Raw genomic sequence first — 18,655 nt, forward strand, 5'->3', positions numbered from 1 at the left:
CTGTCCTCGGGGCACGCCGCCCCCAATCCAACGGTTGCTGGATTGTAGGGGGAACAATGGCCGGATGACCATGCCTCGCCGCCGGCCCGGTCGGCCACGCCGCGACGACCAGCGCCCGACCCGTGACCTGGTGCTCGCCGCCGCCACCGCATTGTTCGCCGAGCGGGGCTTCGACGCGGTCAGCGTCCGCGACGTCGCCGCCGCGGCCGGGGTGGACGCCGCCACCGTGGTGCACCACACCGGCACCAAGGCGCAGCTCTACGACGCCTGCTTCGCCCGGGTGTTCAGCGCCGAGCGGGAGGTCATCGAGGCAGCCGGGGAGCGCGCCCGGGCGGCCCTGCCCGCCGGGCCGCACGACGCGCTGCGCGCGCTGCACGACCTGCTGGACGTGTTCGTCGACTTCCTGGAGGACCGGCCGGAGACCACCGCGTTGTGGCTGCGCCGCTGGCTGGAGCCGCAGCGGCACGGCGAGCTGGACCGCCGCTACGCCGCGCCGCTGTACGGGCTGGTCGAGGAGCTGCTCGTCGCGGCGGCCGAGGCGGGCGCGCTGACCGAGCCGACGCCGCACGTGACGGTGCGTTCCCTGGTCTGGACGGTGCACGGGCACGTGGTGGCCCTGGCGGCGGGCACCGGCTCGGGCGCGCGCGAGCGGCGGGAGTTCCGGGCGTTCGTGCACCGCTTCCTCGACGCGCTGTACGGCGGCACCCGGCCTTGACGCCGGCCCGCGCTCCGGGGATTATCCATCAGTCGTTGGATTAAGGAGGCGGGCATGGCCGTACCAAGGGTGGCCGTCGTCGGCGCCGGAGCCGCCGGGCTGGCCACGCTCAAGGCGCTCGCCGACGCCGGCGTCCCGGCCGTCGCGTTCGAGGCGGCCGACACGCTCGGCGGCCTCTGGGTGTACGGCGCACCCGGCTCGCCCGCGTACCGCACGCTGCACCTGAACACCAGCAAGGGGCGCACCGAGTTCGCCGACCACCCGATGCCCGCCGACTGGCCCGACTACCCCGACCACACCCGCGTCGCCGGCTACCTCGGCGACTACGCAGACCGGTTCGGGCTGCGCGAGGCAGTACGGCTGCGCCACACCGTCGAGCGGGTCACCCGCACCGGCGACGGCTGGCGGGTACGCGCCACCGGCCCGGACGGCCCGGTCGCTGTCGACGTCGAGGCGGTGGTGGTCGCCAACGGACACAACCGGGTGCCGAAGCGGCCCGAGCCGTACCCGGGCGAGTGCGCCGCCGAGCAGATGCACAGCCACGACTACCGCGGCCCGGAACAGCTCGCCGGGCGCCGGGTCCTCGTCGTCGGTGGCGGCAACTCCGCCATGGACATCGCCGTCGACGCCTCGTACGCCGCCGCGCGCACGCTGCTGTCGCTGCGCCGCGGCGTCTGGGTGGTGCCGAAGTACCTGCTCGGCCGCCCGTCGGACACGCTCAACGGCGCGCTGGCCCGCCGGCTGCCGTGGCGGCTGCGGCAGCGGATCAGCCAGACCATGATCACCACAGCGGTGGGGCCACCCACCCGGTACGGGCTGCCCGCACCGGCGCACGGCTTCCTCCAGGACCACCCGACGCTGTCCGACGCGCTGCTGTCCCGCCTCACCCACGGCGACATCCAGGCCCGGCCCGGCATCGCCCGCTTCGACGGCGACCGGGTCGAGTTCACCGACGGCCGCCACGACGAGGTCGACCTGGTCGTCTGGTGCACCGGCTACCGGGTCGAGATGCCGTTCCTCGACCCGGCGCTGCTCGGCGACGGCGCGGACCGGCTGCCGCTGTACCGGCACGTGTTCCACCTGGACGCCCCCGGGCTGGCGTTCGTCGGGCTGATGCAGTCCACCGGCGCCGCGTTCCCCCTGGTCGAGGCGCAGGCCCGGCTGGTCGCCGCGCGCCTGGCCGGCACCTGGACGCCACCGGACGCGGCCCGGCAGGCCGCCGCCTGCCGCGACGAGCTGCGCGCCGCCACCGCCCGGTGGGGGCAACGCCGCCCGCACATGCGCGTCGACTTCGACGTCTACCTGGCCGAACTGGGCCGCGAACTGGCCGCCGGCCGGCGCCGCGCCGGAGCGGCACGATGAACGCCCCGGGACGGCCCCCGGCCGAGGACGCGCAGCGGACCGGATCCGGCGCGGCAGGCCGAGGCTCGGCCGCCGGATCCGGCACGCCGGGCCGCAGCGCCCTGGCCGGACGACGCGTGCTGGTCACCGGCGCGCGTGGCACATTCGGGCAGCACCTGGGCGCGGCGCTCACCGCCGCCGGCGCGCACGTGGTCGGGCTGGACCTGCACGCCGACCCCGATGCCACCCCTGCGGTGCTCGGCGTCGACCTGACCGACCCGGCCGCGACGCCACCGGCCGTGGCCGCCGCGATCGACCGGCTCGGCGGACTGGACCTGCTCATCAACAACGCCGGTGTGGGCGGGCCCGCGCCCGCCGAGCTGCCGCCGGACGAGGTGGTACGCCGCCAGATCGAGGTGAACCTGCTCGCCGCCTGGCGTACCACCGCCGCCGCGATGCCGGCCCTGGAGGCCGTCCGCGGACGGGTGATCTTCGTGGCCAGCCGGATGGCCGTGCTGCCGCTGCCCCTCGCAGCCGCCTACGGGGTCAGCAAGCGGGCGCTCGTCGCATACGCCGACGCGCTGCGCCACGAAGTAGGCACCCACGTCGGCGTCAGCGTGGTCTACCCGAGCATGGTCGCCTCCCCGATCCACGACAGCACGGTGGCGGCCGGGCTGTCGCTGAGCGGAGTGTCCCGCCCGGAACCCGTGGAGGGAGTGGTGGCGGCGATCCTGCGCGCCGCGACCGCCCGCCGCGCGCCACGGGACGTGGCCACCACCCGGCGCGGCCGGATCGAACTGGCGCTGGCCCGGCACGCCCCGGCCCTCGCGGACCGGATCGTGCGCCGTACCGTCGCCGGAAGGCTGGCCGCCGGTGACCTGGACGGTGCGGCGCTGGCCGAGGGCATGGTCCGGCGGCACCGGCAGGACCGCCGGTAGCCTGCTCGCCATGGCCGTCTCGCCCTACATCGCCCGGCTGCGCCGCCACATCGGCCACGACCTGCTCATGCTGTACGGCGTCAGCGGCGTGGTCACCGACGACGCGGGACGGGTGCTGCTGGCCCGCCGGGGCGACAACGGCCGCTGGTCGATCCCGGCCGGCACCGTCGACCCGGGCGAGCAACCAGCCGACGCGCTGGTGCGCGAGGTCCACGAGGAGACCGGCGTCGAGGTGGCGATCGACCGGCTGGCAGGTGTCGCCACCCACCCGGTGGTCTACCCCAACGGTGATGCCTGCGAATACCTGAACGTCTGGTTCCGCTGCCGGGCGATCGGCGGCGCGCCGACGGCCGACGGTGACGAGTCGCTGGCGGTGGCCTGGTTCGCCCCGGACGCGCTGCCCGAACTGGACGACTGGGCGCGGCTGCGGATCGGCACCGCGCTCACCGACGACGCCCCGCCCTGGTACGCCGCGCCGGGCGAGAGCCACCCGGCGCTGCACCAGCCCGACAACCTCTAGCCGAACACCACCTCGCACGGCCGGCCCGGAACCAGATCCACCGCACGGCGGTCCCCGGGCGCGTGCACCACCACGCGCTGCGCCACCGGCGACACCAGCCGCGCCCGCACCCGGCCCGGCGCCCAGCTCAGCTCCTCGACGGTGACCCGGCCCCGGCAGGTGACGCCGCGCAGCGTCCCGGCGGGCAGATCGGGTAGCGGCGCGGGCAGCAGCCGCAGCGTTCCCGGGCGCGACTGCACCAGCGACTCGATCAGCACCGCCGGCAGCGTGTGCGCGGCGTCGGCGTTGTACGTCCTCCGGCCCGGGTTGTGCGCGCTCATCAGCGACCGGAAGAACATGTCCGTGCCGAGGATCTTGCCCAGGTTCGCCGCGACCAGGTCGCCGTCGCGCAGCCGCGCCGCCGCCAGCGCCCGGTGCAGGCTGCCGTGCGCGGAACCGTCCTCGTCGCCGCGCAGCGTCAGCGCCCGGTGCGCGGCGGCGGCCAGTTCCGGGGTGTCGTCCGGGTTGATCTCGTCGAGCGGCCACACCGGATACAGGTGACTGATGTGCCTGTGGTTCTCGTCGCCGGTGCTGCCGGTCCACGCCCACTCGGCGAGCGCGCCGCGCCCGTCCACCAGGTAGCCGGGCGGCCGTACCCCGGCCCACCGGTCGGTGCCGGTCACCTCGGCGGCCAGCCGCAGCGCGTGCCGGGCCGCGGCGACGTCCATGGTGGCGTTGACCGCGACCGGCGCGGTCCGGCCGGTGTCGTCGTACGGGCCGGTCTCCGGCGAGTACGACGGCACCAGCGCCGGCTGCCCGTCCACATCGGTGAGCACGTCGGCGAAGAAGTCCGCCACCTCGGCCAGCCACCCGGCCACCTCGCCCAGCGGCTCACCGGTGACCAGATGATGCTCGTGCAGCGGGTGCAGCAGCCAGTCCGCGCCGGCCAGCCACGCGGTGAACGGCCAGTCCGGGTGGACGTGGAACAGGTGCCCGTGCTCACCGTCGGTGCGGCTGGGCGCCAGCAGCCCGCGCGCGCCGTACACGGCCCGCGCGTTGGCGCGCCAGTCGGCCACCTGCGCGGCGACCAGCCGGGCGTGCGCCGCTGTCACCTCCGGCAGCGCGCCCACGTTCGCCCCGGCGAGCTGGAGGTTCAGATTCGCGTCGGTGGTGAAGTCACCGGCCCACGCCGCGTCCCACGAGCCCAGCCACAGCCCGGTCAGCCGGGGCGGCAGCACCCCGCTGGCGCTGAACAGCAGGTACCGGCCGGAGTGGAACAGCCGCTCCAGCAGCGCCGGGTCCAGCCGGTGCGGCGCGGCGGCCTGCCGGGCCAGCAGCTCACCCACCGGCAGCGCCCGGTCGGCGGCGGACACGCCGAGGTCCAGGCCGACCCGGGTGTACGGGCCGCGATGGCGCGGCGCGTGCCGGGCCAGCAGCGCGGCGTAGTCCCCGGCCAGCGCGGCGAGCCGCCCCTCCGAGTCCCGGGTACGCCACGGCGGCGCGTCGGGCCGGTCGACGAGCGTGGTGAGCAGGGCCGGTCCGCGTACCCGCACCCGGTCGCCGTCGACGCTCACGTCGCCGCGCAGCAGCGTCAACCCCTCGAACCCGTACGCGCCGCCGGCGTGCGGGTAGCGGGCGCGTACCCGCAGGTACACCAGCCCGTCGCGGCGGTACGCGGCCTGCTCGTACACCACGTCGGCGGGCCGGCCGGGCAGCTCACCGGTCACACCGACCACGCAGTCGCCCTGGTCGAGGTGGAGCACCGCCACGCCGTCGGCGCGGGAGACGAAGCAACGCCGCCGCCCGCCCGACCACTGCACCTCCACCTCCCCGGTGGTGAAGTCGGTGTCGCGCCGGTAGCCGCGTACCGGTCCCGGCGGCGCGTCGACGGTGAGCGCGTACCCGGGGTGGAACGACTGGGTCCACTCCAGCTCCCGGCCGCCGGTGAGCAGCCGGGCGGCCTCGGCACGGCGCCCGGCGAGCACCAGCGCGCGGATGTCCGGCATCAGCGCGGCCAGCTCGGGCGCGCGGGCGTCCCGGGCGCCGTTCGGCAGGACGAGCCGGTGGTGGTTCACCACGATCCGCTCCGCGTACGGCTGCCCGTGGACCATGAGTCCCAGCTCGCCGTTGCCGGTGAGGAACGCGTCGGTCCAGTCGGCGGCCGGCGCGGTGTCGTGGACGCGGTGCACGGTCACCGGCGGGCGCTGGTGTCCCGCACGGTGAGGTGCGGTTCCAGCAACGTCACCTCCGGCACTCCCTCGCCGCTCAGTCGCCGCATCAGCAACGCCACCGCCTGCCGGCCGACCTCCTCGGCGGGCACCGGTACGCAGGTGAGCCCGGACTGCTCGGCCAGCTCGTCGGGGCAGATCGCGACCACCGACACGTCGCGCGGCACCCGGCGGCCGAGCAGCGGCAGCGTGGCCAGCACCGGCCCGACCGCCGACTCGTTCTGCACCACCAGGCCGGTGACGTCCGGGTGGTCGGCGAGCAGCGCCTCCAGGTCGCGGCGTACCGCAGCCGGTCCCTCCTCGCAGGGCCGGGTCACCGCGTCGACGCCGAGCCGCCCGGCGGCGGCGCGTACCCCGGCGCGGGTGCGGTGGGCGAACCCGGTGCCCCGGTCGTAGACCGCGGCGGGCGCGCCGAGCAGCGCGATCCGCCGGTGCCCGGCGGCGGCCAGGTGTTCCACGCACAGCTCCCCGGCGCGCCGGAAGTCGAGGTCCACGCAGGCCAGCCCGGTGCTGTCGGCGGGGTGCCCGATCAGGACACCCGGCAGCGCCAGCTCCCGCAGCAGCGGCACCCGGGAGTCCTCCAGCTCGACGTCCATCAGCAGCACGCCGTCGACGAGCGCGCTGCCGGCGATGCGGTGCAGCCCGGCCGGGCCCTCGTCGGCGGTGACCAGCAGCACGTCGTGGTCGTAGCGGCGGGCGGTGGTGACCACTGCGGTGGCGAACCGCATCACCACCGGCACCTGCATGCCGGTACGCAGCGGCAGCACCAGCGCGATCACGTTGGCGCGGCGACTGGCCAGGGCGCGCGCCCCGGCGTGCGGGTGGTAGCCCAGCGCGCGGACGCTGTCGAGGACCCGTCCCCGGGTGGTGGCCGAGATGGTGCGTTTGCCGCTGAGCACGTACGAGACGGTGCTGGCGGCCACTCCGGCGTGCCGGGCCACGTCGGCGATGGTGACCTGCTCGCCGGGGACGCGCCCGCTCACCGGGCGGCTCCACAGCTGCGGTCGGCCGGGGCGACCGTCGTGGCGTCTCCGGTCACGGCGAGCGCGCCGACGAGCCGGATGTCGCGAGCGGACCGGCCCACCAGCACCGAGTGGACGGTGTCCTCCACCACCATCGCCGCGCGGGTCTCGTCCCACCAGGCCAGATCGGCGGTACGCAGGCGCATCGTCACCCGGGCGGCGCAGCCCGGATCGAGCGTGACGCGGGCGAAGTCGCGCAGCTGCCGCAGCGGCTGCTTGACCCGCGAGCGCCGCTGCCGGGTGTAGAGCTGCACCACTTCGGTGCCCGGGCGGCGGCCCGTGTTGGTGACCTCGACGCTCACCTCCACCTCCTCGCCGGCACGTGCCGTGGCGGTGCTCAACCGTAGGTCAGCGTAGTCGAACTCGGCGTAGCTGAGCCCGTGCCCGAACGGGTACAGCGGCTCACCCCGGTGGTAGAGGTAGGTGCTGTCCGCGCCGATGACGTCGTAGTCGAGCAGGTCGGGCAGTTCGGCCGTGTCGGCGTACCAGGTCTGGGTGAGCCGCCCGCCCGGGTCGGCGGCGCCGAGCAGCACGTCGGCGAGCCCGTTGCCGTGCTCCTGTCCACCGTGGGCGCTCCACAGCACCGCCGGCAGGTGCGCCTGCGCCCAGCCCACCGCGTACGGGTAGCTGCTGGTCAGCGCCAGCACGGTACGCGGGTTCGCGGCGTGCACCGCGCGCAGCAGCTCCTCCTGGCCGGTGGGCAGCGTCAGGTCGGCCCGGTCCTCGGTCTCCCGGCCGTTGACCATCGGGTGGTTGCCGAGCACCACCACCGCCACGTCGGCGGCGGCGGCGAGCGCGGCGGCGTCGGCGGCCCCGTCGGCGCGCAGCGTCACGGTGAACGCGGCCGGGTCGCCGGTGGCGACGCTCAGCCGCCCGTCAGGTGCGACGCCGACGTGCCGTCCGGTGGCGAGGTGACGCAGCAGCGCCGTGCCGTCGGGCCGGTGGTCGAGGCGGAACGTCTCGCGTACCACCCAGCCGCCCGGTCCCTCGCGGTCGGCCACCAGGGCCCCGGCGTCGTCGGCGCCGACGTACCGGCCGGTGTCCACGGCGCGCAGCGCCACCACGTCCTGTCCCCAGTCGACCACCTCGAACTCGGCCGCGGTGTCGCCGAGCGCCAGCGGGCCGTCGCCGTCGAGGCGTACCGCCCGGTCGCCGACGTGCAGCGTGACCCGGTCCGTGCCGGGGTGGGTGGTCACCTCCGGCAGCCGTCCGAGCAGCCCCGCGTAGGCGCTGATCGTGTACGGCGGGGTGCCGCTGTACCAGTCGGTGAGCACGGTGTCGGCGAGCGGTCCGAGCACCGCGACGCGGGTGCCGGGGCGCAGCGGCAGCAGGCCGTCGTTGCGCAGCAGCACGACCGACTGGCGGGCGGCCTCGCGGGCGAGTTCCCGGTGGGCGAGGCTGTCGAGCGTGTGGGGCGGCACGTTGTCGTGGGGGTCCGGGTCCAGGTCGCCCAGGCGCGACCGGACGGACAGGATCCGCCGTACCGCCCGGTCCACGTGGGAGGGCTCGATGAGACCGCGGGCCAACGCCTCGGTGAGGCGTTCCACCGTGGGGGCGCTGTCCTCGTCGTCCTCGGTGAAGCTGTCGATCCCGGCGCGCAGCGCGGCGGCGAACCCGGCCACGTGGTCGGGCAGGTACTCCTGCACTCCGGCGATGTTGCCGACCGCCCCGGCGTCGCCGACGACCATGATGTCGTCGTCGGCGTAGCCGCGCAGCTCGCTCTCGATGAGCGGGCTCAGGTGCGCCGGTACGCCGTCGACCAGGTTGTACGACGCCATCACCGCGACCGCCGCGCCCGCTGCCAGCGGGGCGCGGAACGCCGGCAGCTCGTATTCGTGCAGCACCCGGGGTGGCAGGTCGCTGGACGTGGTGGCCCGGTCGGTCTCGTTGTTGTAGCCGAGGAAGTGCTTGAGCGTCGGCGCTGTGCGCAGCCGGATCGGGTGGTCGCCGCGCAGCCCCAGCGCGTACGCGGTGGCGAGCTTGCCGGTCAGCCACGGGTCCTCGGACCAGCCCTCCTCGTTGCGTCCCCACCGGGGGTCGCGCAGCGGGTTGACCACCGGCGCCCACACGTTGAGGCCGACGCGGACCGGGTCGGCGCGGTGCTTGACCCGTACCTCGTCGCCGACGGCGGCCCCGACCGCCCGGATCAGGTCCGGGTTCCAGCTCGCGGCCAGGCCGATCGCCTGCGGGAAGACGGTGGCGGTGCCGAGCCACGCGACGCCGTGCAGCGCCTCGGTGCCGGTGCGGAACGCGCGCAGTCCGAGCCGGGGCACCGGCGCCTGCCACTGGTGCAGCAGGCCGAGCTTCTCCGGCAGCGTGAGCCGGGCCAGCAGGTCGTCGAGACGGTGGGGGACGGGGTCGGTCATGGTGGGCGCCTCCGGTCGGCGTACGGGCCGTCGCCCAGCCGTCGAAGCGCTTCGACGACCGTGCCGGTGACGGGGCGGCGCGTACGCGAAAAAGGGTGGTGGTCGGTGTCGGCAGGGTCGGCCCGGAGCGGTGGTGAAGCGCTTCGACAACCGCCGAAAAACACGCCGCTTTCGCAGGTTGCCCGGTCCCGGAACGCGGCGCTACCGAGGTTGACACCTTCCGGCCGGTGCGGTCAAGGGGTCACCCGGCGGGCAGGCGTCCCGCCTCCACTGTGGCCAGCGCCGCGGTGGCCCCGCCCAGCGCGCCGGCCGCGGACCCGAGCGTGCTGGCCTCCAGCCGTACGCCGGGCGGGACCGGTGTACGGGCGGCGAGTTCGGCGTGGGCGGCCGGCAGCAGCCACGGCGCGAGCGCCGCCAGGTGCCCGCCGACCACCACCACCTCCGGGTCGAGCAGCCCGGCCAGCACCGACGCCGCCTGGCCGAGCAGCCGGCCGATCTCGGTGAGCCCGGTGCGTACCGGCTCGTCCCCGGCGCGGGCGAGCGCCTGGATCCGTTCGATCTCCGGCAGGTGGTCGGTGACCGGGCCGGCGTCCGGCAGCAGCCGGCCGATCACCGCGTCCACGCCGAGCAGCGCGGTGAGGCAGCCGCGCCGCCCGCACGCGCAGGGCGGGCCGTCGGCGGCCAGTGGCAGGTGTCCGATGTCGCCGGCGAAGCCCCTGCTGCCGCGCAGCAGCCGCCCGCCGCTGATCAGGCCCGCGCCGATCACCGGCCCGCCGGTGAGGTGCACCAGGTCGGCCGTGCCGGCGTACGGGCCGTGCCGCTGCTCGGCCAGGACGGCGAGGTTGGCCTCGCTGTCGACGGTGAGGGGGAAACCCGGATCACGCAGCGCGCGGCGCAACGCGGCGGCGAGCGGTACGCCACGCCAGCCGAGCGCCGGGGCGGCCGGCACGTCGCCGTCGGCGTCGACCAGCCCGGGCACGGCCACGGTGAGGCCGAGCACGGTGCGCTCGGCGCCGGTGACGCGGGTGACGGCGCGGCGGGTCAGCGCGGCGAGCGCCTTCACCGTCTCCTCGGGGCCGGCGGTGGCGGCGGGGAACGCGCGCCGCCACGTGAGCACCGGGTCGCCGCCCAGTCCGGCGGCCACCGCGACCAGCTCGTCCGCGCCGACGCGCAGCCCGAGCCCGACGTAGCGGGCGCCGTCGAGGACGAGCATGGTGGCGGGGCGGCCCACCCGGTTCTCGGTCAGCCCGGTCTCGCGCAGCAGCCCGTGTTCGATCAGCTCGGCGACCAGGCTGGAGACGGTGGCCTTGTTCAGCCCGGTGTGCGCGGCGACGTCGGCCCGGGAGCAGGGGGCGTGGCGGCGGACGTGCCGGAGCACCGCGGCCCGGTTCGTCACCCGCACGTCGCCGAGGTCGGCCGTCGGCCGGTCGATGCTGATCACGTACTGCCCGCCTCCTGCGCCCGGCCCTGGGTTCGGCTAAAGCTTAAACTAAATAGGCGCGATCCCGGCCGGGTGGGCCCGGCCGGGGAACCACGGCGCGAACGGCGTCACCGGGACCGGCTCGCCGTCGAGCACCACCCGGCGCGGCGGGTCCGTGCCGACCACGCTCACCCGCCGTACGTCCAGCGGCCCGTCGACGCGTACCCGCAGCGTGTCGCCGTCGCGCACGGCGGTGACCGTGGTGTCGCCGTCGGGGTCGCGCACCACGCTCACGCCGTCCACGCCGCCCCAGGCCACCACCGTGACGTCCCGGAACGGGCCGGTTCCGACGGTCGTCGCGGGCGCCACAGTGGGAATCAGGGCGCCGTGCCGCACGTACAGCGGCAGGCGGTCCAGCGGCACGCTCACCCGCAGGTGCCGTCCGCCGGTGTGCCGCTGCCCGGTGTACGCGTCCAGCCAGTCGTCGCCGGTCGGCAGGTAGACGGTGCGCTCGCCGGACCTGTCGAGCACCGGCGCCACCAGCAGGTCCGGGCCGAGGCGGTACTGGAGGTCGGCGGTCCAGGCGGCCGGGTCCTCCGGGGTGTCGACGAGCAACGCGCGCATCATCGGGCTGCCGGTGCGGGCGCTGTCCACTGCCGCCGACCAGAGGTACGGCAGCAGCCGGTAGCGCAGCCGCAGCGCGTCCACCGCGTGCCGTTGCGCCTCGGGCGGGAACTCCCACGGCAGCCGGCTGGTGGTGCCGTGCAGCCGTACCAGTGGTGAGAGCGCGCCGAACTGGGTCCAGCGCACGTACAGGTCCGGTTCGGGGGTGCCGTGGAAGCCGCCGGTGTCGTGGCTCCAGAACGGCACCCCGGACAGCCCGTGGGACAGACCGCCGCGCAGCGTGCTGGCCATGCCGGGCCAGGTGGCGTTGACGTCGCCGCTCCACTGGGCGCTGTGCCGCTGCCCGCCCAGGTACGACGAGCGCGCCCACACGGTGCGGTGCCCGGCCACCTCCTCGGTGACGTCGGCGACCGCGTCGTTGAACAGCAGCGCGTACACGTTGTGCAGCTCGACGCCGGTCATGCCGTTGTGGGCGACGGCGTCGGCGGGCACGCCCTCGGCGAAGTCGGTCTTGAACACGGCGACGCCCTGGGCGAGCAGCGGGCGCAGCAGGTCCTGGAACCAGCTCACCGCGGCCGGGTTGGTGAGGTCCACGATCGCGCAGACCGGGTAGCTGCCGTGCCACGTGTCGGCGACGTACGTGCTTCCGTCCGGGCGGCGCAGGAAGTAGCCGGCGGCCTCGGCCTCGGCGTAGAGCGGGCTGCCGGTCATCAGGTACGGGTTCATCCACAGGCACACCCGGAAGCCCTGCTCGGTGAGGTCCTTGAGCATGCCGTCCGGGTCGGGGAAGGCGTCGGTGTCCCAGCGCAGGTCCGACCAGTGTCCGGCGACCTGCCAGTAGCAGTCCAGGTGCAGCACGTCGCAGGGGATGTCGTCCGCGCGGATGCGCCGGGCCCGTTCCAGTACGCGCTGCTGGCTGTCCGGGAAGAAGCCGGAGGAGATCCACGCGCCGAACGCCCATCGCGGCGGCAGGTACGGCCGGCCGGTCAGCGTGTCGAGCCGGTCGAGCACCTGCGCCGGGGTGGGTCCGGCGAGCACGTAGTAGTCGAGCAGGTCGTCCGGGACGAGGATCTGCACGCTGCTGTGCGTGCTGGCGCACATGTCGAACTGCACCGGCAGCCCGCTGTCGACGAGTACGCCGTAGCCGCGGTCGGACAGGTAGAACGGCATGTTCTTGTGCGACCGGTCGGACTCGCCGCCGAAGGCGTCGAAGTTCCACATCAGTGGCCGCTGGCCGCGCTTGTCCAGTGGGGTGAACTTCTCGCCGAAGCCGACGAACCGCTCGTCGCCCGGCGCGACGAAGCTCTCGTGCCAGGCCACCGGCTCCCCGTCGACTGTGGAGCGGCCCAGCGGCAGCGTGCGGCGGCGGCCGCTGATGTCGCGGGTGCCGGCGTCGGAGGCCAGCAGCAGTCGTCCGTCCGGAGTGTGGAACCGCAGTCCCCACGGGTCCAGGCTCAGCTCGGCGACCATGCCACCGGCCGCCACCCGGACCTGCCCGTCGGCGACGGTCACGGTGGCCGGGTGGGGTTGCGGGTGGACCAGTGTCAGCGCCGGTGCGGACCGGCTGCGTACCGAGGGGTCGTCGGCGAGGCGTACCCGGATGATCCCGTCCCCGGCGGCCTCGACGCGCGTGACCAGCGTGCGGCCGGACGCGCAGGTCGCGGTGAGCGTGACCCCGTGCGCGTCGGTCGCGGCGACCTCGGCCCGCAGCACGTCGTCGGCGCCTTCCTCGCCGGGGGCGCGGACCGGCAGGTCGGGCGGGTCGGCCACGAAGGTCTCGTACGGGACCAGCGGCGGGCGGTACGGCATGGGCGTCTCCTCGCGGCGTCCACGGGCGGTCCCGCCAGTTTCTTTGGAAGCCCAACTAACTGTCAATGATCGACGCCATTGACTTTCCGTCTCACCTGTTCCTATTTTGGCCGGGATGACAACTAAAGTGCCGTGGAGCGACGGGCGGCTCTGCTACGGCGGCGACTGGAACCCGGAACAGTGGCCGCCGGAGGTGTGGCGCGAGGACGTCGCCCTGATGCGCGCCGCCGGGGTCAACCTGGCCACCGTCGGCGTGTTCGCCTGGTCCCGGCTGGAACCCGAACCCGGCCGCCACACGCTCGACTGGCTCGACCGCGTCCTGGACCTGCTGCACGCGAACGGCATCCGGGCCGCCCTGGCCACCCCCACCGCGTCACCGCCGCCGTGGTTCTCGCTGCGCCACCCGGACGCGCTGCCGGTCACCGCCGACGGCGTCCGCCTGACCCACGGCAGCCGCGACACCTACTGCGCCGCCGCGCCCGCGTACCGCGACGCCGCCCGCAGCATCGCCGAGGTGCTGGCCGCCCGGTACGCGCACCACCCGGCGCTCGCGCTGTGGCACGTGCACAACGAGTACGGCACCACCTGCCACTGCCCGCACACCGAGGCGGCGTTCCGCCGCTGGCTCACCGGCCGGTACGGCGACCTCGACGCGCTGAACGACGCCTGGGTGACCAGCTTCTGGAGCCAGCACTACTCCGACTGGGCGCAGGTCGGCACGCCCCGCGCCACGCAATATCTCGCGAACCCCGGCCATCTGCTCGACTTCCGCCGATTCTGGTCCGACACGCTACTGTCCGCGTACACCGAGCAGCGTGACCTGCTGCGGGCGGCGAACCCGGCGGTGCCGGTCACCACCAACTACGTGCTCGGCGACTGGGTGCCGGTGGACCACGCCCGCTGGGCGCGCGAGGTGGACGTGGTCGCGATCGACCACTACCCGTCCGCGGTCGGCGCGGGCGCGCAGGAGCAGACCGCGTTCGCCGCCGACGTGGCCCGCGGCTGGGCCCGCCACGGCGCCGGGCGGCCGGCGCCGTGGCTGCTGGCCGAGAGCGCGCCCAACCAGATCCACACCGCCGGGCGGATGCACACCAAGGAACCCGGCCGGATGACCCGGCACAGCCTCGCCCACGTCGCACGCGGCTCCGCCGGGGTGATGTTCTTCCAGTGGCGCGCCCCAGCCGGCGGCGCGGAACGCTTCCACTCCGCGGTGGTGTCGCACGCCGGCGCGGACACCCGCGTGTTCCGCGAGGCCACCGACCTGGGCGCCGCGCTGGGCCGGCTCGCCGGGACCGCGCCGGGCCGCGTCGAGGCGGGCGTGGCCATCGCGTACGACGCGGCGAGCGGCTGGGCGCTGCGGCACCCGGGGATGCCCCGCGCCGGACTCGACCACCCCGGCGAGGCGGCTGCCGCGCACCGGGCGCTGTGGCACGCGGGCGTCACCGCCGACGTGGTGCCGCCCGGCGCCCCGCTCGACGGTTGCCGGCTGCTCGTTCTCCCGGCCCTCTACCTGGCCTCGGACGCCACAGTCGACTGGGTACGCCGGCACGTCCACGCCGGCGGGCACCTGCTGGTGACCTGGCTCAGCGGTGTCGCCGACGAGCACGCCCGGATACGCCTCGGCGGCTACCCGGGCGCGTACCGGGACCTGCTCGGCGTACGGGTGGAGGAGTTCCACCCGCTCGCCGACGACGAACACGTGCCGCTGACCGGCGGCGGGACCGGCCGGATCTGGTCCGAGACGGTGCACCCGGCCGGCGCGGAGACGATCAGCGCGTACGCCGGGGGAGTGCTTGACGGCCGTCCCGCGATCACCCGGCACCGGATCGGTGACGCGTACGCCTGGTACGTCTCCACCCGCCCCGACGACGACACCTATCGGCGGTTGCTCACCGAGGCAGCAGGGCTCGCCGGTGTGACCCCGACCTGTCCCGGAGCGCCCGAGGGTGTCGAGGCGGTACGCCGCCACGACGGCCTGCTCTACCTGCTCAACCACACCGACCGGCCGCAGCGGGTGCCGGTCACCGGGCTCGACCTGCTGACCGGCGCGACGGCCGACGGCTCGTTGACGGTGCCGCCGGGTGGTGTTGCGGTCGTGCGCGAGGAGCCGTCGTGACGTCGCCCCGGCGGCATGCGTTCGTGACGGACGGCTTGGGTGCGCGTACCCCGGTCAGGGGGTGGCGACGGCGGCGCGGGAGCGGTCCGCGGCGATCCGCACCGCGAGCGCGGCAAGCACCGTGCCCATCACCCACCGCTGCAGGCGCGCCCAGCCCGGCCGCCGGGTGAGGAACGCCGACACCGAACCGGCACTCAGCACGATCAGCGCGTTCACGGTGAGCGCCACGACGATCTGGGTCAGGCCCAGCAGCAGGCTCTGCACCGCCACGTGCCCGCGCGCCGGGTCGACGAACTGCGGCAGCAGCGACACGTACAGGATGGCGATCTTCGGGTTGAGCAGGTTGGTGACCAGGCCCATCGTGAACAGGCGCCGGGGCCGGTCCGGCGGCAACGGCGTCGGGGTGAACGCCGACGTGCCGCCCGGGCGCAGCGTGCGCCAGGCCAGCCACAGCAGGTACGCCGCGCCGGCCAGCTTCACCGCCGTGTACAGCGGCGGGACCAGCACGAACACGGTGGCGATGCCGGCCACCGCGGCGGCCAGGTAGACCAGGAACCCGGCTGCCACCCCGAGCAGCGACACCAGCCCGGCCCGCCGGCCCTGGGTCACCGAGCGGGACACCAGGTAGACCATGTTCGGCCCGGGCGTGAGCACCAGACCGAGCGCCACCAGGGCGATCCCCATCACCGCGCCGACTGTAACCATGTCGCCTCCCCGTTGCCGACCGTGAACCGGACCCTACGCCCACCCGCCGACACCCACCGCCCCGCCGCGCCCTCGCCCCTGCTCCCACTCCGGCGATCATGAGGTTGACGGCGACAAATCGGTCACCGACGGCCGCTAACTTCATGATCGCCGGAGTCGGGGGTCAGCGCGGGGCGGGGGCGGTGGGGATACTTGTCGCATGTCGATCGTGCTGTCCGCGCCGGCGACCGCGACCGCGCCCGGTCTGCTGCTGCGACCGTGGCGCGACGGCGACGCCGACGCGCTGATCGAGGCGTACCGGGATCCGGTGCTGCGTGCCTGGACCAGACATCCGGTGACCGGACCGGCGCAGGCGCGGGTGTTCCTGCGCCGCAGCCACCAGGGCTGGGCCGCCGGGCACCGGTTCATGTTCGCGGTGCTGGAGGAGGAACGGGTGGCGGCCTGTGTGGTGCTCAAGGACGTCCGCCCGGGCCGCCCGGCCGCCGAGGTCGGCTACTGGACGGCCGCGCCGGCACGGGGCCGGGGCGTCGCGCCACGCGCGGTGGAGGCGGTCACCGGATGGGCGTTCGCCCGGTTCGCCGCCACCGGGCTGACCCACCTGGAGCTGCTGCACCAGGTCGACAACCCGGCGTCCTGCCGCGTGGCGGAAAAGAGCGGGTACGCGTTCGCCGAGGTCCTGCCGGCCCGCGCGCCGTTTCCCCGCGACGGCCACCGCCACGTCCGCCACCTGCCCTGACTGTCCGGCCCGCCGCTGCTCTCATGAGCCGAGCAGGCGCAGCAGCACCGCCCAGCTGCCGACCAGGCAGGCCGTCGCCACAGCGAGGCCGATCAGCCAGTCGCGCACGCCGGCACCCCTCACCCCGGGGGCACGCTACGCGGCGGTCCGCGCGGGAACAGCCCGGCCCCGCGCGATGCTGACTCTTGCCGGACGGCGGCGGCTACCGTGGGTACGGGAGGTGACGGCGGTGACGACAGCCTGGGAGGCCGCGGTCGAGGCGCAGATCCGCTCGGCCCAGGAACGCGGCGAGTTCGACAACCTGCCGGGCGCGGGCAAGCCCATCCCGGGGCGCGACATGCCCTACGACGAGGGCTGGTGGATCCGCAGCTTCATGGAGCGCGAGCAGATCCCGTCCGACCTGCTGCTGCCCACGCCGCTGCAGTTGCGCCGCCGCATCGAACAGCTTCCGGTCGAGCTGCGTGACCTGCCCACCGAGGAGGCCGTCCGCTCGTACGTGGCGGCGCTCAACACCGAGGTGGTGGCCTGGCTGCGTACCCCGACCGGGCCACGTGTGGTGGTACGCCCGGTGAACGTCGAGGAGGCGGTGCGCGGCTGGCGCGCCGACCGGGAACGCGCCGCGCCGGTCGTCACGACGCCGGAGCCAGCCCTTGCCGCGTCGGCCCGCCCGCGCCGCCGTTGGCGCTGGTGGCGCCGCTGAGCGTTCAGGGGCGCGCCGCCTGCCAGGTCCACGAGGTACGCCGTGGCCGGTCGCCGAGCGGCGCGCGGCCGGTCAGCCACAGCAGCACCGGCGCCGGCCTGCCGTCGGGCGCATCCGGGAACAACCGGCTCACCACCCGGGCGCACAGCTCGGCGGGTGGCGACCAGTCCAGGCCGAGCCCTCGGGTCAGGTCGTAGGTGTGCAGCAGCATCTCGGCCACGCCCATCGCGGCGAAGCCGCCCGGATCGCAGGGGCCGAAGTGCCACGCCCGGTCGTCCGGGCTCGCGGCGTCGACAGTGGCGGCCAGGATCCCGGCCGCGGCCGCCACGACGGTGAGCACCTCGGCGGGCGCGGCGTCCGCGTGTACCCGCAGGTCGTACGGGAGGTAGCCGCCGTCGGGCCGGCCGGACACCTGACCGGCGTACGCGATCAGGTCGTGCGCGATGTGCGCGGCCGTGGTCCAGCAGGACCAGTCCAGGTCTCCCGCGCGTATCGTCCAGTCCCGGTCGGCGGCGGGCCGCAGCACGGCGGTCGTCGCCGCGGCGGCGGCGCGGAGGTCCGCGCCGTTCACAATCGCCGCACGCGCAGCACACAGGTGAGCATCGGCAGCGTGAACTCGCCGTCGGCGGTCTCCGGCCGGCTCGCCAGGTACGCGCGGATACGGTCGAGCGTCTCCGTGCGCTCCCGTTCCGGCATGACCAGCATCCCGGCCCTGGTGGCGAGCGTCGCAACGAGCGAGTCGGCGGTCCGGCGCTGCCCGTGCGGGAACTCCGCCTGCTCGGGCGAGCCGAACCGGGCCCCGCCGGTCTTCGGCAGGTGCATGCCGGTCGTGGCGTCGCGCCAGCTCGCGGGCGTATCCCGGGGGCCGATGGCGGCGCTTCCGCTGACCGCCGCGAGCCCGGCGACCCAGTCGACCCGGTCGTCCACGACGTTCCACAGTCCGGCCAGGACACCGCCGGGGGAGAGGACGCGGGCGATCTCCGGCCCGGCCACGGCCATGTCGAACCAGTGCATGGCGTTGCCGGCGACCACGGCGTCGACGGAGGCGTGCGGCAGCGGGATCGCCTCGGCGCTGCCGGACAGCGCCCGTACCCCCGGCAGGGTGCGGCGGAGTTCGGCGAGCATCGCCGGGTCCGGCTCGACGGCCGTCACGTCGTCGCTCACCTCGGCCAGCGTGGCGGTGAGCTTGCCGGTGCCCGCGCCGAGGTCGAGCACCCGCGCGCCGGGTGCGGATTCGAGCGCCCACCGCAGCGCGGCCCGCGCGTAGTCGGGCCGGTGTTCGGCGTACGCGATGGCCGCTGCGCCGAACGACGAGGAGTGCCGGCGTCGTGCGTCTTCGTCCATCGGGTCACCCTATCGACGGGCGCCTTCGGCTGCGGCCCTCGCGGCGCCGTTCGGACAGCCACCAGCGCGAGAACGGGCGCACTACCATCTGC

Annotated in this window: 15 protein-coding genes; 7 read left to right on the forward strand and 8 right to left on the reverse strand. The window is 75.2% G+C overall.

What is annotated here, in order from left to right:
• The first annotated feature begins 64 nt into the window (after window positions 1-64).
• From DQE82_RS24060 to DQE82_RS24075, 4 genes are read left to right on the forward strand one after another with little or no spacing between them, the layout of a single operon-like run.
• Entirely contained in the window at window positions 65-715 is a 651-nt protein-coding gene (locus DQE82_RS24060) for a TetR/AcrR family transcriptional regulator (protein WP_233514762.1), read from the forward strand.
• A gap of 54 nt (window positions 716-769) precedes the next feature.
• The gene (locus tag DQE82_RS24065; protein ID WP_113974077.1) at window positions 770-2,077 is read left to right on the forward strand and encodes an NAD(P)/FAD-dependent oxidoreductase; all 1,308 of its coding nucleotides are present in this window, start codon (window positions 770-772) and stop codon (window positions 2,075-2,077) included.
• Window positions 2,074-2,994, forward strand: coding sequence for an SDR family oxidoreductase (locus DQE82_RS24070; protein WP_233514763.1), 921 nt, complete (start codon window positions 2,074-2,076; stop codon window positions 2,992-2,994). The genes DQE82_RS24065 and DQE82_RS24070 overlap by 4 nt, the downstream gene beginning before the upstream one ends.
• Before the next feature lie 10 nt (window positions 2,995-3,004).
• A complete protein-coding gene (locus DQE82_RS24075; protein WP_043324087.1) occupies window positions 3,005-3,514 on the forward strand; it encodes an NUDIX domain-containing protein in 510 nt (169 codons plus the stop codon).
• On the opposite strand, the gene DQE82_RS24080 is transcribed toward DQE82_RS24075, so the two are convergent.
• The 5 genes from DQE82_RS24080 to DQE82_RS24100 all read right to left on the reverse strand — a co-directional run bounded on the left by DQE82_RS24080 (window position 3,511) and on the right by DQE82_RS24100 (window position 12,962).
• Complete coding sequence (locus tag DQE82_RS24080) at window positions 3,511-5,688, reverse strand: glycoside hydrolase N-terminal domain-containing protein (protein ID WP_113974079.1); 2,178 nt, start codon at window positions 5,686-5,688, stop codon at window positions 3,511-3,513. The two genes, DQE82_RS24075 and DQE82_RS24080, sit on opposite strands and share 4 nt — an antisense overlap.
• Complete coding sequence (locus DQE82_RS24085) at window positions 5,685-6,704, reverse strand: LacI family DNA-binding transcriptional regulator (RefSeq protein WP_113974081.1); 1,020 nt, start codon at window positions 6,702-6,704, stop codon at window positions 5,685-5,687. Before DQE82_RS24085 ends, DQE82_RS24080 begins: the two co-directional genes overlap by 4 nt.
• Window positions 6,701-9,109 (reverse strand): beta-glucosidase, encoded by a 2,409-nt coding sequence (locus DQE82_RS31390; protein WP_113974083.1) that lies wholly within the window; start codon window positions 9,107-9,109, stop codon window positions 6,701-6,703. Before DQE82_RS31390 ends, DQE82_RS24085 begins: the two co-directional genes overlap by 4 nt.
• A 241-nt stretch (window positions 9,110-9,350) precedes the next feature.
• The gene (locus DQE82_RS24095; RefSeq protein WP_113974084.1) at window positions 9,351-10,550 is read right to left on the reverse strand and encodes an ROK family transcriptional regulator; all 1,200 of its coding nucleotides are present in this window, start codon (window positions 10,548-10,550) and stop codon (window positions 9,351-9,353) included.
• Between the two features lie 48 nt (window positions 10,551-10,598).
• A complete protein-coding gene (locus tag DQE82_RS24100) occupies window positions 10,599-12,962 on the reverse strand; it encodes a TIM-barrel domain-containing protein (protein ID WP_113974086.1) in 2,364 nt (787 codons plus the stop codon).
• A gap of 115 nt (window positions 12,963-13,077) precedes the next feature.
• Between DQE82_RS24100 and DQE82_RS24105 the strand changes: the two genes are divergently transcribed.
• The gene (locus DQE82_RS24105) at window positions 13,078-15,078 is read left to right on the forward strand and encodes a beta-galactosidase (protein WP_113974088.1); all 2,001 of its coding nucleotides are present in this window, start codon (window positions 13,078-13,080) and stop codon (window positions 15,076-15,078) included.
• A 54-nt stretch (window positions 15,079-15,132) separates the two neighbouring features.
• Here the strand turns inward: DQE82_RS24105 and DQE82_RS24110 are convergent, their stop codons facing one another.
• A complete protein-coding gene (locus DQE82_RS24110) occupies window positions 15,133-15,783 on the reverse strand; it encodes a LysE family translocator (protein ID WP_043324080.1) in 651 nt (216 codons plus the stop codon).
• A gap of 199 nt (window positions 15,784-15,982) precedes the next feature.
• Here DQE82_RS24110 and DQE82_RS24115 point away from each other — a divergent pair, with 199 nt between their 5' ends.
• Together DQE82_RS24115 and DQE82_RS24120 are read left to right on the forward strand one after the other, a co-directional pair.
• Entirely contained in the window at window positions 15,983-16,519 is a 537-nt protein-coding gene (locus tag DQE82_RS24115) for a GNAT family N-acetyltransferase (RefSeq protein WP_064445981.1), read from the forward strand.
• A gap of 229 nt (window positions 16,520-16,748) precedes the next feature.
• On the forward strand, window positions 16,749-17,219 hold the full coding sequence (locus tag DQE82_RS24120) for a DUF1992 domain-containing protein (RefSeq protein WP_113974241.1): 471 nt from the start codon (window positions 16,749-16,751) through the stop codon (window positions 17,217-17,219).
• Window positions 17,220-17,223: 4 nt separating this feature from the next.
• Here DQE82_RS24120 and DQE82_RS24125 read toward each other — a convergent pair whose 3' ends face one another.
• Together DQE82_RS24125 and DQE82_RS24130 are read right to left on the reverse strand one after the other, a co-directional pair.
• Window positions 17,224-17,790 (reverse strand): maleylpyruvate isomerase N-terminal domain-containing protein, encoded by a 567-nt coding sequence (locus DQE82_RS24125; RefSeq protein ID WP_113974090.1) that lies wholly within the window; start codon window positions 17,788-17,790, stop codon window positions 17,224-17,226.
• The gene (locus DQE82_RS24130) at window positions 17,787-18,563 is read right to left on the reverse strand and encodes a class I SAM-dependent methyltransferase (RefSeq protein ID WP_113974092.1); all 777 of its coding nucleotides are present in this window, start codon (window positions 18,561-18,563) and stop codon (window positions 17,787-17,789) included. The genes DQE82_RS24125 and DQE82_RS24130 overlap by 4 nt, the downstream gene beginning before the upstream one ends.
• Window positions 18,564-18,655 lie beyond the last annotated feature (92 nt).

It is taken from the genome of Micromonospora sp. LHW51205, from assembly GCF_003315815.1.
GTDB classification, from domain to species: domain Bacteria; phylum Actinomycetota; class Actinomycetes; order Mycobacteriales; family Micromonosporaceae; genus Micromonospora; species Micromonospora chalcea.

Coding starts and splice junctions, on each gene's coding strand:
- DQE82_RS24060 (WP_233514762.1), top strand. CDS start 65: ATGACCATGCCTCGCCGCCGGCCCGGTCGGCCACGCCGCGACGACCAG.
- DQE82_RS24065 (WP_113974077.1), top strand. CDS start 770: ATGGCCGTACCAAGGGTGGCCGTCGTCGGCGCCGGAGCCGCCGGGCTG.
- DQE82_RS24070 (WP_233514763.1), top strand. CDS start 2,074: ATGAACGCCCCGGGACGGCCCCCGGCCGAGGACGCGCAGCGGACCGGA.
- DQE82_RS24075 (WP_043324087.1), top strand. CDS start 3,005: ATGGCCGTCTCGCCCTACATCGCCCGGCTGCGCCGCCACATCGGCCAC.
- DQE82_RS31390 (WP_113974083.1), bottom strand. CDS start 9,109: ATGACCGACCCCGTCCCCCACCGTCTCGACGACCTGCTGGCCCGGCTC.
- DQE82_RS24100 (WP_113974086.1), bottom strand. CDS start 12,962: ATGCCGTACCGCCCGCCGCTGGTCCCGTACGAGACCTTCGTGGCCGAC.
- DQE82_RS24105 (WP_113974088.1), top strand. CDS start 13,078: ATGACAACTAAAGTGCCGTGGAGCGACGGGCGGCTCTGCTACGGCGGC.
- DQE82_RS24110 (WP_043324080.1), bottom strand. CDS start 15,783: ATGGTTACAGTCGGCGCGGTGATGGGGATCGCCCTGGTGGCGCTCGGT.
- DQE82_RS24115 (WP_064445981.1), top strand. CDS start 15,983: ATGTCGATCGTGCTGTCCGCGCCGGCGACCGCGACCGCGCCCGGTCTG.
- DQE82_RS24130 (WP_113974092.1), bottom strand. CDS start 18,563: ATGGACGAAGACGCACGACGCCGGCACTCCTCGTCGTTCGGCGCAGCG.